At 35.4% G+C, this 16,354-nt stretch carries 18 protein-coding genes; 6 read left to right on the top strand and 12 right to left on the bottom strand.

The annotated features are described in order from the left end of the window. Window positions 1-49: 49 nt before the first annotated feature. The 4 genes from VF726_RS25195 to VF726_RS25180 form a co-directional block, all read right to left on the bottom strand. The gene (locus VF726_RS25195) at window positions 50-865 is read right to left on the bottom strand and encodes a sugar ABC transporter ATP-binding protein (protein ID WP_440172898.1); all 816 of its coding nucleotides are present in this window, start codon (window positions 863-865) and stop codon (window positions 50-52) included. An 85-nt stretch (window positions 866-950) separates the two neighbouring features. Continuing rightward, complete coding sequence (locus VF726_RS25190) at window positions 951-2,189, bottom strand: serine hydrolase domain-containing protein (RefSeq protein WP_440172897.1); 1,239 nt, start codon at window positions 2,187-2,189, stop codon at window positions 951-953. Window positions 2,190-2,441: 252 nt separating this feature from the next. Continuing rightward, entirely contained in the window at window positions 2,442-3,935 is a 1,494-nt protein-coding gene (gene nagE, locus VF726_RS25185; RefSeq protein ID WP_227585545.1) for an N-acetylglucosamine-specific PTS transporter subunit IIBC, read from the bottom strand. A 141-nt stretch (window positions 3,936-4,076) separates the two neighbouring features. Beyond that, the gene (locus tag VF726_RS25180) at window positions 4,077-4,190 is read right to left on the bottom strand and encodes a transcriptional regulator (RefSeq protein ID WP_347878480.1); all 114 of its coding nucleotides are present in this window, start codon (window positions 4,188-4,190) and stop codon (window positions 4,077-4,079) included. A 69-nt stretch (window positions 4,191-4,259) separates the two neighbouring features. Here VF726_RS25180 and glsA point away from each other — a divergent pair, with 69 nt between their 5' ends. After that, a complete protein-coding gene (glsA, locus tag VF726_RS25175) occupies window positions 4,260-5,189 on the top strand; it encodes a glutaminase A (RefSeq protein WP_001149853.1) in 930 nt (309 codons plus the stop codon). 173 nt (window positions 5,190-5,362) lie between these two features. After that, the gene (locus tag VF726_RS25170) at window positions 5,363-5,704 is read left to right on the top strand and encodes a DUF3969 family protein (RefSeq protein ID WP_440172896.1); all 342 of its coding nucleotides are present in this window, start codon (window positions 5,363-5,365) and stop codon (window positions 5,702-5,704) included. Between the two features lie 23 nt (window positions 5,705-5,727). Here VF726_RS25170 and VF726_RS25165 read toward each other — a convergent pair whose 3' ends face one another. Both VF726_RS25165 and VF726_RS25160 read right to left on the bottom strand, forming a co-directional pair. Next, a complete protein-coding gene (locus VF726_RS25165) occupies window positions 5,728-5,886 on the bottom strand; it encodes a hypothetical protein (RefSeq protein ID WP_000532409.1) in 159 nt (52 codons plus the stop codon). A 116-nt stretch (window positions 5,887-6,002) separates the two neighbouring features. Then, entirely contained in the window at window positions 6,003-6,614 is a 612-nt protein-coding gene (locus tag VF726_RS25160) for a manganese efflux pump (protein ID WP_440172895.1), read from the bottom strand. A gap of 130 nt (window positions 6,615-6,744) precedes the next feature. Here VF726_RS25160 and VF726_RS25155 point away from each other — a divergent pair, with 130 nt between their 5' ends. After that, window positions 6,745-7,398 carry a DUF1232 domain-containing protein gene (locus VF726_RS25155; protein ID WP_440172894.1) on the top strand — a complete coding sequence of 218 codons (654 nt, stop codon included), beginning with the start codon at window positions 6,745-6,747 and terminating at the stop codon, window positions 7,396-7,398. A 99-nt stretch (window positions 7,399-7,497) separates the two neighbouring features. On the opposite strand, the gene VF726_RS25150 is transcribed toward VF726_RS25155, so the two are convergent. The 3 genes from VF726_RS25150 to VF726_RS25140 form a co-directional block, all read right to left on the bottom strand. After that, on the bottom strand, window positions 7,498-8,772 hold the full coding sequence (locus tag VF726_RS25150) for an acetylornithine deacetylase (protein ID WP_440172893.1): 1,275 nt from the start codon (window positions 8,770-8,772) through the stop codon (window positions 7,498-7,500). A gap of 95 nt (window positions 8,773-8,867) precedes the next feature. Continuing rightward, window positions 8,868-10,289 (bottom strand): amino acid permease, encoded by a 1,422-nt coding sequence (locus tag VF726_RS25145; protein WP_440172892.1) that lies wholly within the window; start codon window positions 10,287-10,289, stop codon window positions 8,868-8,870. 81 nt (window positions 10,290-10,370) lie between these two features. Continuing rightward, window positions 10,371-10,625: a biotin/lipoyl-containing protein gene (locus tag VF726_RS25140; protein ID WP_000859492.1), complete on the bottom strand. Its 255-nt coding sequence runs from the start codon at window positions 10,623-10,625 to the stop codon at window positions 10,371-10,373. 274 nt (window positions 10,626-10,899) lie between these two features. Here VF726_RS25140 and VF726_RS25135 point away from each other — a divergent pair, with 274 nt between their 5' ends. The 3 genes from VF726_RS25135 (at window position 10,900) to VF726_RS25125 (ending at window position 13,236) form a co-directional block, all read left to right on the top strand. Further along, the gene (locus tag VF726_RS25135) at window positions 10,900-12,303 is read left to right on the top strand and encodes a sigma-54 interaction domain-containing protein (RefSeq protein ID WP_440172891.1); all 1,404 of its coding nucleotides are present in this window, start codon (window positions 10,900-10,902) and stop codon (window positions 12,301-12,303) included. Window positions 12,304-12,386: 83 nt separating this feature from the next. After that, entirely contained in the window at window positions 12,387-12,590 is a 204-nt protein-coding gene (locus VF726_RS25130) for a hypothetical protein (RefSeq protein WP_440172890.1), read from the top strand. Window positions 12,591-12,891: 301 nt separating this feature from the next. Beyond that, the gene (locus VF726_RS25125; protein WP_440172889.1) at window positions 12,892-13,236 is read left to right on the top strand and encodes a DUF4064 domain-containing protein; all 345 of its coding nucleotides are present in this window, start codon (window positions 12,892-12,894) and stop codon (window positions 13,234-13,236) included. A 42-nt stretch (window positions 13,237-13,278) separates the two neighbouring features. Here the strand turns inward: VF726_RS25125 and truA are convergent, their stop codons facing one another. The 3 genes from truA to VF726_RS25110 are packed head-to-tail and all read right to left on the bottom strand — an operon-like array spanning window position 13,279 to window position 16,326. Beyond that, a complete protein-coding gene (gene truA, locus VF726_RS25120) occupies window positions 13,279-14,016 on the bottom strand; it encodes a tRNA pseudouridine(38-40) synthase TruA (protein WP_440172888.1) in 738 nt (245 codons plus the stop codon). A gap of 56 nt (window positions 14,017-14,072) precedes the next feature. Beyond that, window positions 14,073-15,452 carry a 23S rRNA (uracil(1939)-C(5))-methyltransferase RlmD gene (rlmD, locus tag VF726_RS25115; protein WP_440172887.1) on the bottom strand — a complete coding sequence of 460 codons (1,380 nt, stop codon included), beginning with the start codon at window positions 15,450-15,452 and terminating at the stop codon, window positions 14,073-14,075. 10 nt (window positions 15,453-15,462) lie between these two features. Beyond that, the gene (locus VF726_RS25110; RefSeq protein ID WP_440172886.1) at window positions 15,463-16,326 is read right to left on the bottom strand and encodes a DNA-3-methyladenine glycosylase family protein; all 864 of its coding nucleotides are present in this window, start codon (window positions 16,324-16,326) and stop codon (window positions 15,463-15,465) included. Between the last annotated feature and the right edge of the window lie 28 nt (window positions 16,327-16,354).

Raw genomic sequence — 16,354 nt, 5'->3', positions numbered from 1 at the left:
TTTAATCACAAAAAAAATAGATGGTATCCCATCTATTTTTTTACATATTTTAGTTTTTAATTGTAATAATGGCAGCTACACTATAATAAACCGCTCGTGGCAATTCTGCCTGTTCACTTATAAAAGCTGTAACAAGTGAACCACCACTTGCCGAGAAATACTTAACAGCTTCTAACGGAATACCATCTTCTTTCACATCAATATGCGTTCCATCTCGCCAATCTATTTTCTGCATGGTTGCTGAAAGGTCCCCAGTTACTTTACCAAATTCTTTACCATCCACCCCTAAAAAGATCCATTCCCACTTTGTTAAACTTAGTACTTGTTTCAACTGCCCAGTCTTCTTTCCATCTACATCAGAAAAAATATAGAAGTTGCGTACTCCCATCTCCTTTTGAACACGCAACAATCTTTCTCCCGAGTGACTATATAAATAAAACTGTTGCTTATGTAGCCCCTTAAAGAGAAAAGAAAGTATAGCTTGCCATACACGTTGGATAACAAAATCATACTCTTCTTTTAAAAAACCTACTGCACTACCGTCTAACCCAAAGTACGTTATTACTTGAAATACCCCTACCTCTTTACGAACAACAAATTTTTGTTGCTCAAATAATTCAGAAGTCTCTATATTATAATTTTCCTGTTTGAGCATTTTTGCTCTTCGTTTTTCCATAAAACTATATATTAATAATCCAAATGCTGGTATTATAACACTTATTAATTTCAAAATTTCTTGCTGCGAAGTGAATAGCGTCCCTTTTTTATATTCCATCAATAATGCAATTACAACGATAATCCATACAATGATAGATACAAAAAAAATTCGTTTCGCATTACGTGCATGATGCTTATGTATACTCATACCCCTCCTCCTTTTCCATTTATTTCATTATTGCACCATGCATATATTTCTTCAATACAAAAAAGACAATCCAAAAGGACGCCTTTTATACTTCAATATTTCGCAACATCGTATAAATGTCGTTATTCACTTTACCAAACGATTTAATGTTGTTTTGAATGTTAGATAATAAAACGACATACACACTTCCATTTTTACTAAATCCATTTAAGCAATTCCATCCTGGCATTACACCGTGATTCGAATAACTTCCTGGATCTACGTACCATCCAAACCCATAATCTTTTTTTCCGCCCGTAAACATTTGATCGTAGCTCTCTTTTGAAATTAACTTTCCAGAGAAGAGTGCTTCATTAAATAAATATAAATCATGTGCACTTGTATATATATCACCACAACCATATAGTTGTGACATACTTGGAATATTCGGTGTTGTCATATTGTTATTTACTATTTTATAACCTGTCGATGGAAACCTTGTTTGCTCTAACGCTTTACCGAAACCAGAATGTTTCATACCCGCAGTAGCAAAAATATGTTGTTTAATATATTCTTCGAGCGACTGTCCACTTACCTTCTCAGCGATGTAGGCAAGTATCGAATAGTTCGAATCGGAATATTTCCATTTCTCTCCTGGACTCCCAACACGCTTTTGTTTTCCTATTCGTTTTATCAATTCTTCATGAGAAATATCCTCTGTTCCCTGTTCATACTCTGGAATCCCTGATGTATGTGTTAGTAAATGTTTTAACTGAATACCATTACCTTGAGGGAAATCCGGAATATACTTTGCAACCGTATCCTCTACGTTCAACTTATTTTGATCTTTTAATTGCATAATAGCGGTTGCTACAAACGCCTTTGAAATAGATCCAATATAAAAAGTTGTCTCTGAATTATTCGGCACTTGTTTCTCTTTGTTCGCCATACCGTATCCTTTATTCAAAAGAACTTTTCCGTTCTTCACAATAACAGCTGTCCCGCTAAATCCTGTGTTTTGTAAATATTGATCTAATTGAGCGTTTTCATTAATTTCTTGAGGTGGTCCCTCGGCAGGCTTCTCTACAGCTTGCGCTTGCTTCACTTGTTCTTCCTGCTCTTTTTGTTTTTGTGCCTCTTGCTTCTTTTTTTCTTCTTTCTTTTTTAGCTCTTCTTGTTTCTTCATTTCTGCTGCTTTTAAAGTTTCTTCTTTCTTATTATCCGCAACAATTTTTGTATACATGAAATATACAACTGAAAATAGTAAGACGAGAATGATTGTTCTTTTTATGTATACAATCGGCCGACGTGCTTTCCCATTCGCATTATTTTTTTCCTGATCCATGATTGCTTTTTTCCCCTTACTCAACAATAATTTACTCCCTCTACTAAAGATTTTTTTTAGTAGATTATGGATAATCCATTCTATATCATCCCTACTTTATCACGCACTGCACATATTACCAACCTATATGTATAAAAAAGAAAAAGAAAATTTATAAAAGTAAGATTGCTGTTAAAATTTTAATATAAAAAAGAGGATATCCCCTAAAAATTGATGTTATCAATCTTTTTGGATATCCTCTTATCTCATTATTTATACGTGTTTTTTCATATCATCGGCAACAGATTCAACATTTGTACCTACGATAACTTGGACACTCGTGTTACTTAATTTCATAACACCTTTTGCACCAGCACGTTTTAATGCTGCTTCGTTTACTTGACCAGCATCTTTCACTTGTAAGCGTAGACGTGTTGCACAGTTATCAATAACTGTTAAGTTTTCTTTTCCACCTAAAGCTAATACGTAAGTTTCACCAATTGAACCTGCAACTGGAGCTTCTTCACCCTCAGCTAGCTCCTCTTCGTCTTCACGACCAGGAGTTTTTAGATCGAACTTCTTAATTAAGAAGTAGAATACTACAAAGTAAATTGCTGCATAAATTAAACCGATTCCTGCTAGTAACAATGGTTTTGTTGCAATACCGAAGTTTAAGAAGTAATCGATTGCCCCGGCACTAAATGAGAAACCATCGTGAATGCCAAGTGTTGTTGTAATGAATAGAGACAGACCTGTTAATACAGCATGAATTCCATATAAGACTGGTGATAAGAACATGAATGAGAATTCAATTGGTTCTGTAATACCAGTTAAGAATGAAGTTAATGCTAGACCACCTAACATACCTGTAACCATTTTACGTTTTTCTGGTTTAGCAGCTGCAATCATTGCAAAACATGCTGCTGGTAAACCAAACATCATGATTGGGAAGAAACCAGTCATGAACATACCTGCTGATGGGTCTTTTGCAAAGAAGCGTGCAATATCACCATGAACGATGTCGCCAGCTGCATTTGTAAAGTCACCAAGTACGAACCAGAAGTATGTGTTCATTACGTGGTGTAAACCGATTGGAATTAATAAACGGTTTAATAATCCGAATAAACCAGCACCAATTGAACCTAAGTTCACGATACCATGTGCTACTGCATCAATACCACTTTGAATCGTTGGCCAAATTTGACCAAATACTAATCCTAAAAGAAGCATTACGATTGAAGTAATGATTGGTACAAAACGTTTTCCTGCAAAGAATCCTAACCATTCTGGTAGTTTAATCTTATGGAATTTGTTGTATAGTAACCCTGCAACAACCCCTGCAATAATACCACCGAGTATGGCCATATTAATTTTCGGCGTTAACGCCGCTGCTTTTGAAACCTTTGTCATTGTATCTGCTAATTTAGTTGGGTCTACTGAACCGACTAAATCTTGAACACTTTTTAATTTATCATTTAACTCTGCTGCTGAATATGTCTTACTTAGAGCATTCGTTGTATTTTGTAAAACAAGATATCCGATTGCTCCGGCAAGTCCAGCTGCTCCACTACCGTCAACAGACAAACCGATTGCAACACCAATTGCAAAAATAAGTGCTAAATTATCAAAAATTGCTGCACCGGCCTGTGCCATAACAGGAATGTTAAATACGTCTTCTTGTCCTAAACGAAGCAATAATCCTGCTGCTGGTAGTACGGCGATTGGAAGCATTAACGCTTTACCAATACGTTGTAGAAACTGCAACATTTTAATTCCCCCTATCAAATTTATGAAATCGTTATCATTATAAGTACGCCTTAGAAAACGCTTTCTATTTACATAACCATAATAACATATAGTTGTATAGATGTGTAGTTTTTATTTTTGAATTTTTTATGGATAAATCTCCTATTTCCAAACTGTTATATAAAAGGAAAATTCTCCTTTTTCACTAGAGAATACTCGAAACGAAAGACCTGCTATAGAACATGTAACTTTCGTTTTATCATTCCACTTTTTCATGTTATTATTTATTTCCGAGCATATCGGGAAAAGTAAACTTAGTTAATTCGAAATAGGAGCGTTGGTACTATGCAGTGCATTGAAACAAACAACTTACAACAGTTGTTAGAACAAGTAAAACCATATACGAAAAAAGGAAAGCTTGCTACTTATATCCCCGAACTAGGAAATGCAAATCCAGATGATTTAGGGATTGCCATTTTCCATAAAGAAACAGAATACATCCATGCTGGCAACTCACAAACACTATTTACTCTTCAAAGTATTTCAAAAGTAATTACACTTGCACTTGCCCTTTTAGATCGTGGTGAAGAATATGTATTTTCTAAAGTTGGAATGGAGCCAACTGGCGATCCATTTAATTCTATTATTAAGTTAGAAACGACAAGTCCTTCTAAACCACTTAATCCAATGATTAATGCAGGAGCACTAGCTATTACAAGCATGTTAGCAGGAAAAGATAATGAAGAAAAAATGGAGCGTATCCTTCATTTCGTACGTGAAATAACAGATAATCCTACTATTAATTATTCTTCTAAAGTTGCCAATTCAGAATTAGAGACAGCTTACTTAAACCGTTCACTTTGCTACTATATGAAACAAAACGGAATTATCGATTGTGACATCGAAGAACTTATGGATTTATACACTCGTCAATGTGCAGTTGAAGTAAACTGTATCGATTTAGCACGTATCGGCTTAATTTTTGCAATGGATGGCTATGATCCATATAAGAAAAAACAAATTATCCCTAAACATATTACAAAAATTTGTAAAACATTTATGGTTACATGCGGTATGTATAACGAGTCTGGCGAATTTGCGATTCGCGTTGGTATCCCTGCAAAAAGTGGTGTAGCTGGTGGTATTTTCGGCTGCGTAAAAGGAGAAATGGGAATTGGTATTTTCGGACCAGCTCTAGATGCAAACGGAAATAGTATCGCTGGTTTTAAAATCCTTGAACTTCTTTCTGCTCAAGAAGGTTGGAGTATTTTTTAATTGAGAGTTATCCTGCTATACTAGCAGGTTTTTTTTATTCCATAAAAACCTTAACTTTATCAGCTACCCCCCCATACAAAAACCGTACTGAAAGTTTCTCTATATTATGCATATTTGCTCCCCCACCCTGAATAGTATAGTACAACCTAGCGCTATATGTGGAGGTGTGAAGGATGAAACTAATATTTCAGATGGAAAAAAAGCCTGTTCTTGAAAAAACAATTCTTCTTTTTATATTGAGTATTGTAGAAAGCTTGAAGTTAAAAGTGGTTTCACTCGATGAAGCTCACCGATACATATTCAATTTAGAAGTACTTGAACTGCTAATGGATCGGAACATCGATGATCAAGTACTTGAACTTATTCATTTCGGAATGGGACTTGAAGACATTCATCATGTACTTCCTGAAGAACTTGAACATACGATTGAAGAATTAAAGTGGCTTTGTATCCAAGTATTAAGTGAGTACAGTATGCATGAAGAATCGGAACAATTAATTGAAGATATACGTTAAAAAAAGCACCTATGTAGGTGCTTTTAATGTTTTTTCAAACTATTTTTATACGCTTCAATATTTACTGGTAGCTCTTCCTCTTCCAAAGTATGTTCATTTACATCTTTATGAATGAACGCACCTTTAGGTGGTTGGTGATCATGCCCTTTTTTCTTATGATCAAATGCTTTCCCGCGTCCCATACAAATCCCCCTTTCTTAAAAGAAATCCGTATTAGTATGGAGAAAAGTACGTCGATATATGCAATCCCTTGCTGTATTTCCAAGGAAATACTCGAACCTTGTTTTTTCTCTTATCCTTACAACAACTGATCAATCCCAATAAGAATTAATAACAATCCTGCAATAACAGTAGCCCATTTCCCTAAGTATTCTGCTAAAAATCGTTTTCCTACATACGCAAAACCACTAATACAAATAAAACTAAACACCCCAGAAATAGTTGCTGTAAGCCACAGATTCAAGTTTGTTACCCCAGCATCAAATCCACCCGCAATATTATTAATAGACAACGCAATCCCTAAAACAATTGCTTCTGAAAAACTAATCGTTTTAGAACCATCAAAATCTGCTTTTTCTGGATCACGTAAAATGCCTATAAGTACATTACCTTCTTTAGAACCTACAGTATTCCGTTGCCCCAAGAAAGGCTGGCACAAAATAAACACACCGATTATACCTAAAACGATTGCTCCAATTAGGTTTGCAGTAAACTCTGAAATAAATAACGCTATCCAGTTCCCAAAAAAGCCAGCTAATAAAGTAAATAAAAACCCAAAAAATGCGATGATAAAATTGTTAAGCCACGAAATTCGAATTTTACGAATGCCATATGCAATCCCAACACCTGCATTATCTAAATTAGAAGCAATCCCGATTAAAAAAATTGAAAATAGACCTGCCGTACTCATAAACAGCCACCCCTTTTTATCACTTTTCCATGCATATTATGAAAATGTTGAGCAACTGTGCCTGTCTGTTTCATATACATGTAATAAATGCTCAACATTTTTTCAACAATAAAAAAGGAGTGCCTTCACTATGCCTAAAGAAAATCCAAATGAGCGGCTTAGTACATTAATAAAAAAACTTTTAAAAGAGCGTGCCTTATCCATGCGCCAATTAGGAATGCATACAAATATTGATCCCGCAACAATCTCAAGAATTATGAATGGTAAACAACCGCCAAAACAAAAACATCTACAAAAATTTGCAGAATGTTTGCAAGTTCCACCCCAATTGTTATTTGATGAAATGTATCCTGATTCTCCTCACATTAATAAAGAAAAGACGGATATGTACACATCTCTTGATACAATTCAGCAAACGCTGCAATCCTCTAACTTATTCGATTTCGACTACACAACAACGCGCGTAAAACAAGAACTTGAAAACTATGAACGCTATGCTCAGACAACAGAAGGTGAAAAACGTATTCATGAAAGTTTCGCGAGTAAATTAGAACAAATTGATAGCGCTGGCCCTTTTATTGAACAATTAACAGATATGTATCAACAATTTTGCAATGGGACTATTTCAAACGAGGAACGTGCGGTTCTCGGAGGCGCATTATTGTATTTCATTTTATCAACAGACATTATCCCCGATTATCTCTTTCCAATTGGCTATTTAGATGATGCAATTGCTGTTGAATTAGCGAAAGAGAAATTAATCGAACTAAAACGAAAGACATAGAAAAACAAAGAACTATTTCAGTTGTTTCTGTTCAACTCTGAAATAGTTCACTAAAAAATCGTACAAGTATACATCCCTATACGATTTCAACATACTAATCTATTTTTTCGTATGACACCATTCATATATAAATGCTGTGATTACTTTTGTAAATTCAATTAACTGTTCTACTTCAACTTTCTCATTTATTGAATGAGCTTCTTCTAATGTACCTGGTCCGTAAATAACAGCTGGAATATGAAATTCACTAAACCAACCACCGTCCGTTACCGTTGCAGACATATCTAAAATTGCATTTTTAGATATAATTGATTCGTGTACTGAGCTAAGCATTTTTACAGCTGCATGTTCACTATCTACTTCTAAAGAAGGGAAAATTTCTCCACGATCCACAATCATTGATTCTCCGCCCCACTTAAATTGTGGTGGATTTTCACTTAACCATGGATCAGCAGCCGCTACTTTCCCAATATACTCTTCAATTTCTTTTATTATTTGTTCATGTGTTTCATTCGGATAAAAGTGCACCGTTATCCATAAGCGGCACTCATCCGCAATAAACGCTGCATGCCGTCCGCCCTCAATAACAGCTGGATTAATCGTTGTTGTTCCAGACGGATAGCCTTCATATGTTTTCATAACTGCCCAATGACGCTCTAACTCTTGTAAACTTTGCACAATTTTCATCATTTTTTCAATTGCACTCGCCCCGAATAAACGTCCTCCGGCATGGATCATTTGCCTGCGTGTTGCATCATGAAACGTCTGGGGGCTTTTCACAGTAATCCATCCAGTAATTACGCCGCCCTGTCCTTGCATATGCAAATCACTCGTATCCACTACGACTGCAAAATCAGCATCATAACCTCTTTTGCAGCATTGAAGTGTACCTGCCTCTCCAACTTCTTCCCCAATTACGGATTGAAAGATTAAATCTCCAGGTAATTCAATGCCAGCTTCTTGTAAAAGCTGAATAGCAAATAGCGCTCCAGCCAGTCCACCTTTCATATCTGCCGCACCACGTCCAACTAACCAACCATCTTTTATAAATGGCTCAAACGGATTCGTTTCCCACGCCTCATCTGCTGACACTTCAGCTACATCCATATGTCCATTAATAATAAGACTTTTATGTGTGTCACTTTCTATCCCTTTTTTTATCCCAACAACATTCGGGTCATTCGGATATACATCCCATTTATCAATACTAAAGTTTCGTTTTCTTAGAAAATCTGCAACAAATTCTTGTGCCTCATTTGTGTTTCTCGCCGGCGGTGCTGGTGTTTCAAAACAAATTAAAGTCTTTGTAAGCTCTAGTAACTCATTTTTTCGTAAATCAATCTGTTCTAATAGCTGTGAAACTTCTTGATTCATCACTAATTCCCCTTTGCATACGTAGTATGTTTCCAGCTTTATTGTCACAAAAAAAGAGACTGTTTACAATTTTACAGTCTCCAAATTAATCACTATTATAAACTCTCTATCTCTGTTGTCTTTGTCTTTTCAATATGTTCTACCTTACGTGCCTTATTTCTTGTCGCACGGTAAAACAGTAAACAAACAATCATAAATGGAATACCACAATACAATGCCATTCTTTGTTCTGGAATAAAGGCCATACCAACAATTACTGTTACATTTAATACTAACGCTAGCAGTGGTACGAACGGATACAGCGGTGTCTTAAATTTCAAGTCCTTCACATCCCCGCCCTGCTTCACATATGATCTTCTAGCTAATAAGTTAGATAGCGCAATAGATGCCCAAACTAATATCGCCCCAAATCCGGCAATAGAAAGCAGCCATAAATAAACTGTATCTTCCGCATAAATACCTGATAGTAATGAAAGACACCCTACAATCGTACTTACAATCAATGCATAAATAGGAACACCATTTTTAGATAACTTACCAAAAATCGGACTAATCATTCCTTGATTAGACATAGACCATAGCATACGAGAAGTTGCATATAATCCTGAATTCGCAACGGATAGTACTGCTGTAATAATAACGAAATTGATAATATCAGCCGCATAAGGAATACCAATTTTATCAAATACAACTACGAATGGACTTTCTATCACTCCTGCTTGTTGCCATGGGAATAAGCCTGCAAGAATGAAAATAGATAATACAAAGAACACCAGTATACGCCAAACTGTATTATTAATTGCCTTTGGGATTGTTTTTTCTGGATTTTCACTCTCTCCAGCTGCAATACCAACAAGCTCCGTTCCTTGGAAGGAAAAATTAACTGCGATCATCGTTATTAAAATCGCTGATAATCCATTTGGAAACAATCCACCATACTCGGTAAAGCTAGAAAACATCGGTGCTGGTTCATTTCCTTTCATATCTAGAAAACCAAACATTGCTGCCCCGCCCAAAATAATAAATGCAATGATTGTAATAACTTTAATACTCGCAAACCAAAATTCAACTTCTGCAAAACTTCTTGAGGATAACGCGTTGATAGCAAAAAGCAGTACCGCAAACACTACGCACCAAATCCATGACGGTACATCAGGAAACCATCGTTTCATTAAAATACTAACTGCAATTAGTTCAATACCTATCGTAGCAGACCAGTTTAGCCACGACATCCATCCGACTACATAACCTGCTGCAGGGGAAATGTGCTTCGTAGCATACGTTTGATAAGATCCTGCGTCAGGCATCGCAACAGCTAACTCTCCAAGACAGAGCATCGTTAAATACATAACAAATCCTCCAACAAGATACGCTACAATCGCTCCTCCAGGCCCAGCCTCATGAATTGTATACCCAGATCCTAAAAAAAGACCGGTACCAATAACTCCTCCAAGTGCAATCATAAATATGTGCCTACTTTTCAATTCTCTTTTTAACCCTTGGTTTTGATCTATCATATAAATCCCCCCATTTCATGTAAGCGTTTTTAAAAATGTTCATAATAAGAATAATTATTAAAAAGAGCAAAATGCATAGTATTAATCACTACCTGTTATTAAAAGATCATCCCTCACTGTTATTAATAACTTTTTATCAGCAATAGCTTGTCCTTCTACTACTTCTAATGACTCGATATATCCACTGATTCCTACCTTAATTTCTACTTTCTGTTTATCTATTGTTTCAATTAACGCTAATTTCTCCCATTCGTATACGTAAGAACTTTCCGTAACAAATAACTTCTCAACTTTCCCGTAACAAGGACTATACACGCCTTCTATAACCGTCTTCACTTTATAAACTCCTCCTTCTTATTAATTGGTACTGAAACGTTGCATATCCCTCCTTTAGAGATTTCAACTATTATTTATGCAAAATGCGTACCAATCTCCAATTCCTATTTAAAATGAAGGTTTCTCAAAAAAAAATCTTCATAACCGCAAAATTTTTCTATCATTTGAGAAGTTTTAAAAGGAAAATAGCAAAAAAATTTTGCGATTTTATAAGAATTTTAATAAAATTATAAAAAGTCAGTCTTCATAGGGTGAAATGAGGAGAAGATAATCTATGCGTACAGAAGAAATTAATTTGAAACAGATCATTGAAATGAATATGCTATATGAAACTTTACTCAATGAGCTCGATATCGGGATTCATATTATTAATGAGGAAAGTAAAACGATTATCTACAACCGCAAAATGATGGAAATTGAATCAATGGAACGCTCAGATGTGCTATATAAAAATCCTTTAGAAGTCTTCGCATTTGAAGAGAATAAAAATAGTACTCTTATAGAGGCATTAAAATTAGGAAAAACAAACAAAAATATAAAACAAACGTATTTTAACAATAAAGGACAAGAAATTACGACGATTAACAATACTTTTCCTATAATAGAAAACGGAAAAATTAAAGGCGCTATTGAGATTTCAACAGAGATTAACCATTCCAAACAAACGATGAAAACGAGCCTTTCTCGAAAAACAAATAACAAGTTTACCTTTGATCATATAATCGGGGATTCTAGTGCTATTCAATCCGTCATTACAGAAGCGAAAAGAGTCATTCGCACATCCTCATCCATACTTCTCGTAGGAGAAACAGGGACCGGTAAAGAACTATTTGCACAAAGTATCCATAATGAAAGTCAGCGTTCAGGCAAACCATTTATTTCACAAAACTGTGCCGCTATACCTGATACACTCATGGAAAGCCTATTATTTGGTACGAACCGAGGTGCATTTACAGGAGCTATCGATAAAGCTGGTTTATTTGAAGAAGCGAACGGAGGAACTTTGTTATTAGATGAGATCAATTCTTTGAGTCCAGCACTTCAAGCAAAGTTGCTGCGAGCTATACAAGAAAAAACAATACGAAGAGTCGGAGGCACACAAGAAAAAGGAATTGACGTTCGCATTATAGCAACTATTAATGAAGACCCTCTTGAAGCTATTACACACAATCGATTACGCGAAGACTTATATTACCGATTAAGCGTCGTTACTTTATGTCTCCCGCCTTTACGCGAACGGAAAGAAGATATTCCCGCTCTTGTTCAGCACTTTATCGAAAAGTACAATATTCAATTTGGACTTAGCGTAACAGATATAGATGTACATGTAAGAGAATTCTTGTATGCATATGATTGGCCCGGAAACGTACGAGAATTGGAACATATCATTGAAGGTTCAATGAACTTGGTTGAAGATGAAAATATCATTACAGCGTTTCATCTTCCCACTCGCTTTCGCGAACAAATAAAAAAAGAATTCAATCTGCAACCTTCCCTAACTAATAACGATACTGATGCACCTAAAACGTTAAAGCACACAATAGAAGCAATGGAAAAGAACTACATCAATCAAATTCTAAAAGAATATCACGGTAATATCTCACAAGCTGCAAAGTTTTTAGGATTGAGTAGACAAAACTTACAATATCGAATTAAAAAATTACATTTAAACATATGAAATGAACATTTCTCCAAGTGCAAAAATAACTTGGTAAAATATGTTACAATAAACATATAACATGCTAGAAAGGGGCTATATATATGAGTAATGATAAAAAATTAAAGTTATTACACTACTTATACCTTCTCCCTGCCGTTCTATGTATAATGTTATTCATTAATAGTGATATGAGTAGCTTTCCTTATGCAAAGCTACTAGCAACAATTAGCGGCTCCTTTGCAGCTATTATGCTTGCTGCTTTTTGGAATTTGAAGATACGTATGAAAAACGGGCAGTCTTCTTAAATCGATAAAGTTAATTGTCATCTTCAAACACGAGACGTTTACCGATCTCGTGTTTTTTCTTTGTATTCCCTCTACCAACTTTTAAATTTGATTTAAAATTGATTATATACAGAATAAATACTCTTTCATCAAATCGACAATTTTCGACATTCAACATTCATTAGGTTTGTTATCATGTAAGTTCTAAATCTGACATTTCAACATCTCTGAAGATTGTTTATATAAACTTCACTTATGTTTGAACTAGCAAATTGTGCGTTGGATGAAAAAGCTAATAAATATTTTTCAAAAGGTGGTTACTATGAAAAGAACAACAGAATTTGTATTAGGACTAATCGGTGGTATATTCGGGATTTTATGTGCATTTATCGCTTTATTTATCGGAGGCGTCGGAGCCGCGGTTGAAGCTGACGGAGCGAATCAAATTATTGGATTAGGCTGGGCTGCTGTAGCTCTTTCTATTTTAGGAATTGTTGGATGTATTATGGTTAAAAGCAAAGCTAAAGTAGGTGGCATTATGATGACAATCGCTGCTATTGGCGGATTTATTTGTATTTCTGTTATTTACTTATTACCAGGTGTTTTATTACTAATCGGAGGATTAATGGGAATTTTCCGAAAAGATAAAACGGCTGCATCAGCATAAAAAAAGCACTCACATGAGTGCTTTTTTTCATATCCGTATCTTTTAAAACTCAACATTCTCCAAATACAAACCACTCGCCTCAGCAAGGCAATTAATTTGATTACGTTGTTTCGACTCTAAAATTTGCGGAATTGCTTCTGCATCTAATTGTCCTAATCCAACTTCAATTAATGCTCCAACAATTTTTCGCACCATGTTATGAAGGAATCCGTTACCACTTACTCTAATTTGTACAAATCCTGCCTCTTCTATCACATCAAGTGCATATACTTCTCGAACCATAGATTTTTTCTTTGATTTCGCATTTGAAAAAGCAGTAAAGTCATGTGAACCAACTAAATGTTGCGCAGCTTCTTTCATGCTTTTCACATTTAATTTTTTATTCACATGCATGCTGTATTTACGCATAAACGGATTCGTATGCTCTTCATTCCAAATTTTATAAAGATATGTTTTGGCTTTAGAATTGTAACGAGCATGGAAGCGATCATGTACCTCTTCTACATTCGTAATGCTAATATCATTTGGTAAATATTGATTTAAATATTTTTTCACTTTATGTTCCACTAACTTCTCATCACTTTGAAAATTAGCAACTTGATTCAAAGCATGTACACCAGCATCTGTTCTACTACAACCGATAATTTCAATTTCTTTTCCGACCATTTCAGATATGACACTTTCGATTTTTCCTTGAATCGTATTATCATTATTACCGAGACGTTGCCATCCTTTAAAACGTGCACCGTCGTACTGAATCGTTAATTTATAATTGTACATATTATTCTCCTTCATAGAAAATATTCCCTCATATCGTGAGGGAATATGAATAAACTCTACTTTCTAACAAGCTTCACTACATTTTCTACATGAGCTGTATGCGGGAACATATCAACTGGTTGCACATATTCCACTTCATAACTCTTCATTAATGCTTGTACATCACGAGCTAATGAAGAAGGATTACAAGATACGTAAACAACTTGTTTCGGTTTCACCTTTAAAATTGTTTCCAGTAATTTATCATCGCAACCTGTACGAGGTGGATCGACAACAATTACATCTGGACGCCATCCTTCTTTTACCCATTTCGGTAACCATTGTTCAGCTTTACCTGCTTCATATTTCGTATTTGTAAATCCGTGACGCTTCGCATTTTTTCTTGCATCTGCAATTGCTTCTGGAATTACATCCATACCACGTACTTCTGCTGCATCATTCGCAAGCCAAAGACCGATTGTACCAACGCCACAATACGCATCTACAATTTTCTCATCACCTTTTAAAGCTGCTGCTTTTTTCGCTTCATCATATAAAACAACCGTTTGTTCCGGATTCAACTGGAAGAATGCACGTGCTGATAATTCAAATGATAAATCACCAAGTGTTTCTTGAATTACTTCTTTTCCAGCTAATTTAAACGTTTTATCACCGAAAATAACAGATGTTTTACGCCAGTTTACATTTTGCATAATTGATTTAACAGCTGGCATCTGTTTTTGTACTTCTGCAATAAATTGTTCTTTATTTGGCAACTCTTCTTTTGTTGTAATAAGTGTAACCTGTACTTCCCCTGTTTGAACTGCAGTACGTGTCACAATTGTGCGTACTAAACCTTTTTGTTTTTTCTCATTGTAAATAGAAACATTTAATTTTTCTAATATACGTCTCACAACTTTTGTCGCTTCATTCGTTGCTTTATGTTGAATCATACAATGAGCAATATCAATTAACTGATGTGAGTTTTGTTTATACAGCCCTGTAATAACCTTTTCGTCTTTACGTCCCACTTGTAATTGACTCTTATTACGATAATGCCATGGATTTTCCATACCAAGTGTTGGACGAATTTTCTCTTCCAAACTGTTATTCATATACTTCTCAAATGCTTGTACAACGATATCACGCTTTTGATTTAATTGTTCTTTATAATCTAAATGTTGCAGTTGACAACCGCCACACTCTTCATATACTGGACATGGCGCTTTCACACGATGTGGTGAAGCTTTACGAACTTTTTTCACTTTCGCTTCAGCGAAACCACGCTGAATTTTCGTTGTTTCAGCAACAACTTCTTCTCCTGGTAATGCCCCTGGAATGAAAACAACTTGTCTCTTAAAATAACCAACGCCTTCTCCGTTAATCCCAAGACGTTTAATTGTCACAGGAAACGTTTGACCAACTTCCAACTTACTCTCATGTTGCTTTTGTATCATTATTACACCTCTACTCTATACTTTTCCATAAATATAACGCTGCATAACTGCAGTATGGTTCACACTCTTGTTTCACTTTTTCTAAAAATGCATCATCAGGTTTATCATCTAATTGAAATACACCTTGTACTGCACGCTGAATCCCAATGTCCGCTTTCGGAAACATATTTTTCCGTCCAAGCCCAAACATTAAAAAATTTTGCACTGTCCATGTACCAATCCCCCTAATTGGTAACAGTTGTGCCGAAACCTCTTCTTCCGCCCTGGTTTCTATACTCGCTAAATTTAATGTACCGCTGACAATACTTCTACCTAATCCTACTATATATTCAGCTTTTCGCTGACTAAACTTCTGCTCTCTCAATTCCTCTATTGAAATGTTTGCTACTCTTTCTGGAGTTGGGAAAAAGAATACACCATTCTTCTCTGTTCCATATCGTTTCACAAACTGTTCTGTTAACACAGTAGCAAATTTCAAATTTATTTGTTGATGAATGATACAGCGAAGAAGACAAGCAAAATAATCAAATTCTAAAATAATTGGAGTATACGCATATGTTTCAAATAGTGGACGTAATGATGTGTTTAAAAAATGATTTTGTATATCTTGAAACGGTTCATTCCAATGAAAAATGGCCCTCATTCGTTTCATGACTTTCTCTGGATTTCCTGTCTGACTAGAAATCCAAAACTGTGGATTTTGAACAGTACCAATTCCTTGCAGACGAACAACAATCCGTTCCTCATCTATACAAAGCGGGACATAAATAACTTTCTCATCTAATTGAATGACGTTAAGAGGATCAAAAGATAAACGTTTTAACACTTCTTCAAAATGATACGGATACTCTAACGTAACATGTTCGCTCCACATACGTTTCCCCATCCTTTTTACACATCAT

It is taken from the genome of Bacillus sp. Brlt_9, assembly GCF_051948935.1.
Classification (GTDB): domain Bacteria; phylum Bacillota; class Bacilli; order Bacillales; family Bacillaceae_G; genus Bacillus_A.
The sequence above is the reverse complement of the archived record's forward strand: the minus strand, read 5'-3'. Positions and strand labels throughout refer to the sequence as shown.

Excerpts from the sequence above, each read along its gene's own strand:
- VF726_RS25195 (WP_440172898.1), bottom strand. The coding sequence starts at position 865 with ATGAGTATACATAAGCATCATGCACGTAATGCGAAACGAATTTTTTTT.
- VF726_RS25190 (WP_440172897.1), bottom strand. The coding sequence starts at position 2,189 with ATGGATCAGGAAAAAAATAATGCGAATGGGAAAGCACGTCGGCCGATT.
- nagE (WP_227585545.1), bottom strand. The coding sequence starts at position 3,935 with ATGTTGCAGTTTCTACAACGTATTGGTAAAGCGTTAATGCTTCCAATC.
- VF726_RS25180 (WP_347878480.1), bottom strand. The coding sequence starts at position 4,190 with ATGAAAAAGTGGAATGATAAAACGAAAGTTACATGTTCTATAGCAGGT.
- glsA (WP_001149853.1), top strand. The coding sequence starts at position 4,260 with ATGCAGTGCATTGAAACAAACAACTTACAACAGTTGTTAGAACAAGTA.
- VF726_RS25170 (WP_440172896.1), top strand. The coding sequence starts at position 5,363 with ATGAAACTAATATTTCAGATGGAAAAAAAGCCTGTTCTTGAAAAAACA.
- VF726_RS25165 (WP_000532409.1), bottom strand. The coding sequence starts at position 5,886 with ATGGGACGCGGGAAAGCATTTGATCATAAGAAAAAAGGGCATGATCAC.
- VF726_RS25160 (WP_440172895.1), bottom strand. The coding sequence starts at position 6,614 with ATGAGTACGGCAGGTCTATTTTCAATTTTTTTAATCGGGATTGCTTCT.
- VF726_RS25155 (WP_440172894.1), top strand. The coding sequence starts at position 6,745 with ATGCCTAAAGAAAATCCAAATGAGCGGCTTAGTACATTAATAAAAAAA.
- VF726_RS25150 (WP_440172893.1), bottom strand. The coding sequence starts at position 8,772 with ATGAATCAAGAAGTTTCACAGCTATTAGAACAGATTGATTTACGAAAA.
- VF726_RS25145 (WP_440172892.1), bottom strand. The coding sequence starts at position 10,289 with ATGATAGATCAAAACCAAGGGTTAAAAAGAGAATTGAAAAGTAGGCAC.
- VF726_RS25135 (WP_440172891.1), top strand. The coding sequence starts at position 10,900 with ATGCGTACAGAAGAAATTAATTTGAAACAGATCATTGAAATGAATATG.
- VF726_RS25130 (WP_440172890.1), top strand. The coding sequence starts at position 12,387 with ATGAGTAATGATAAAAAATTAAAGTTATTACACTACTTATACCTTCTC.
- VF726_RS25125 (WP_440172889.1), top strand. The coding sequence starts at position 12,892 with ATGAAAAGAACAACAGAATTTGTATTAGGACTAATCGGTGGTATATTC.
- truA (WP_440172888.1), bottom strand. The coding sequence starts at position 14,016 with ATGTACAATTATAAATTAACGATTCAGTACGACGGTGCACGTTTTAAA.
- rlmD (WP_440172887.1), bottom strand. The coding sequence starts at position 15,452 with ATGATACAAAAGCAACATGAGAGTAAGTTGGAAGTTGGTCAAACGTTT.
- VF726_RS25110 (WP_440172886.1), bottom strand. The coding sequence starts at position 16,326 with ATGTGGAGCGAACATGTTACGTTAGAGTATCCGTATCATTTTGAAGAA.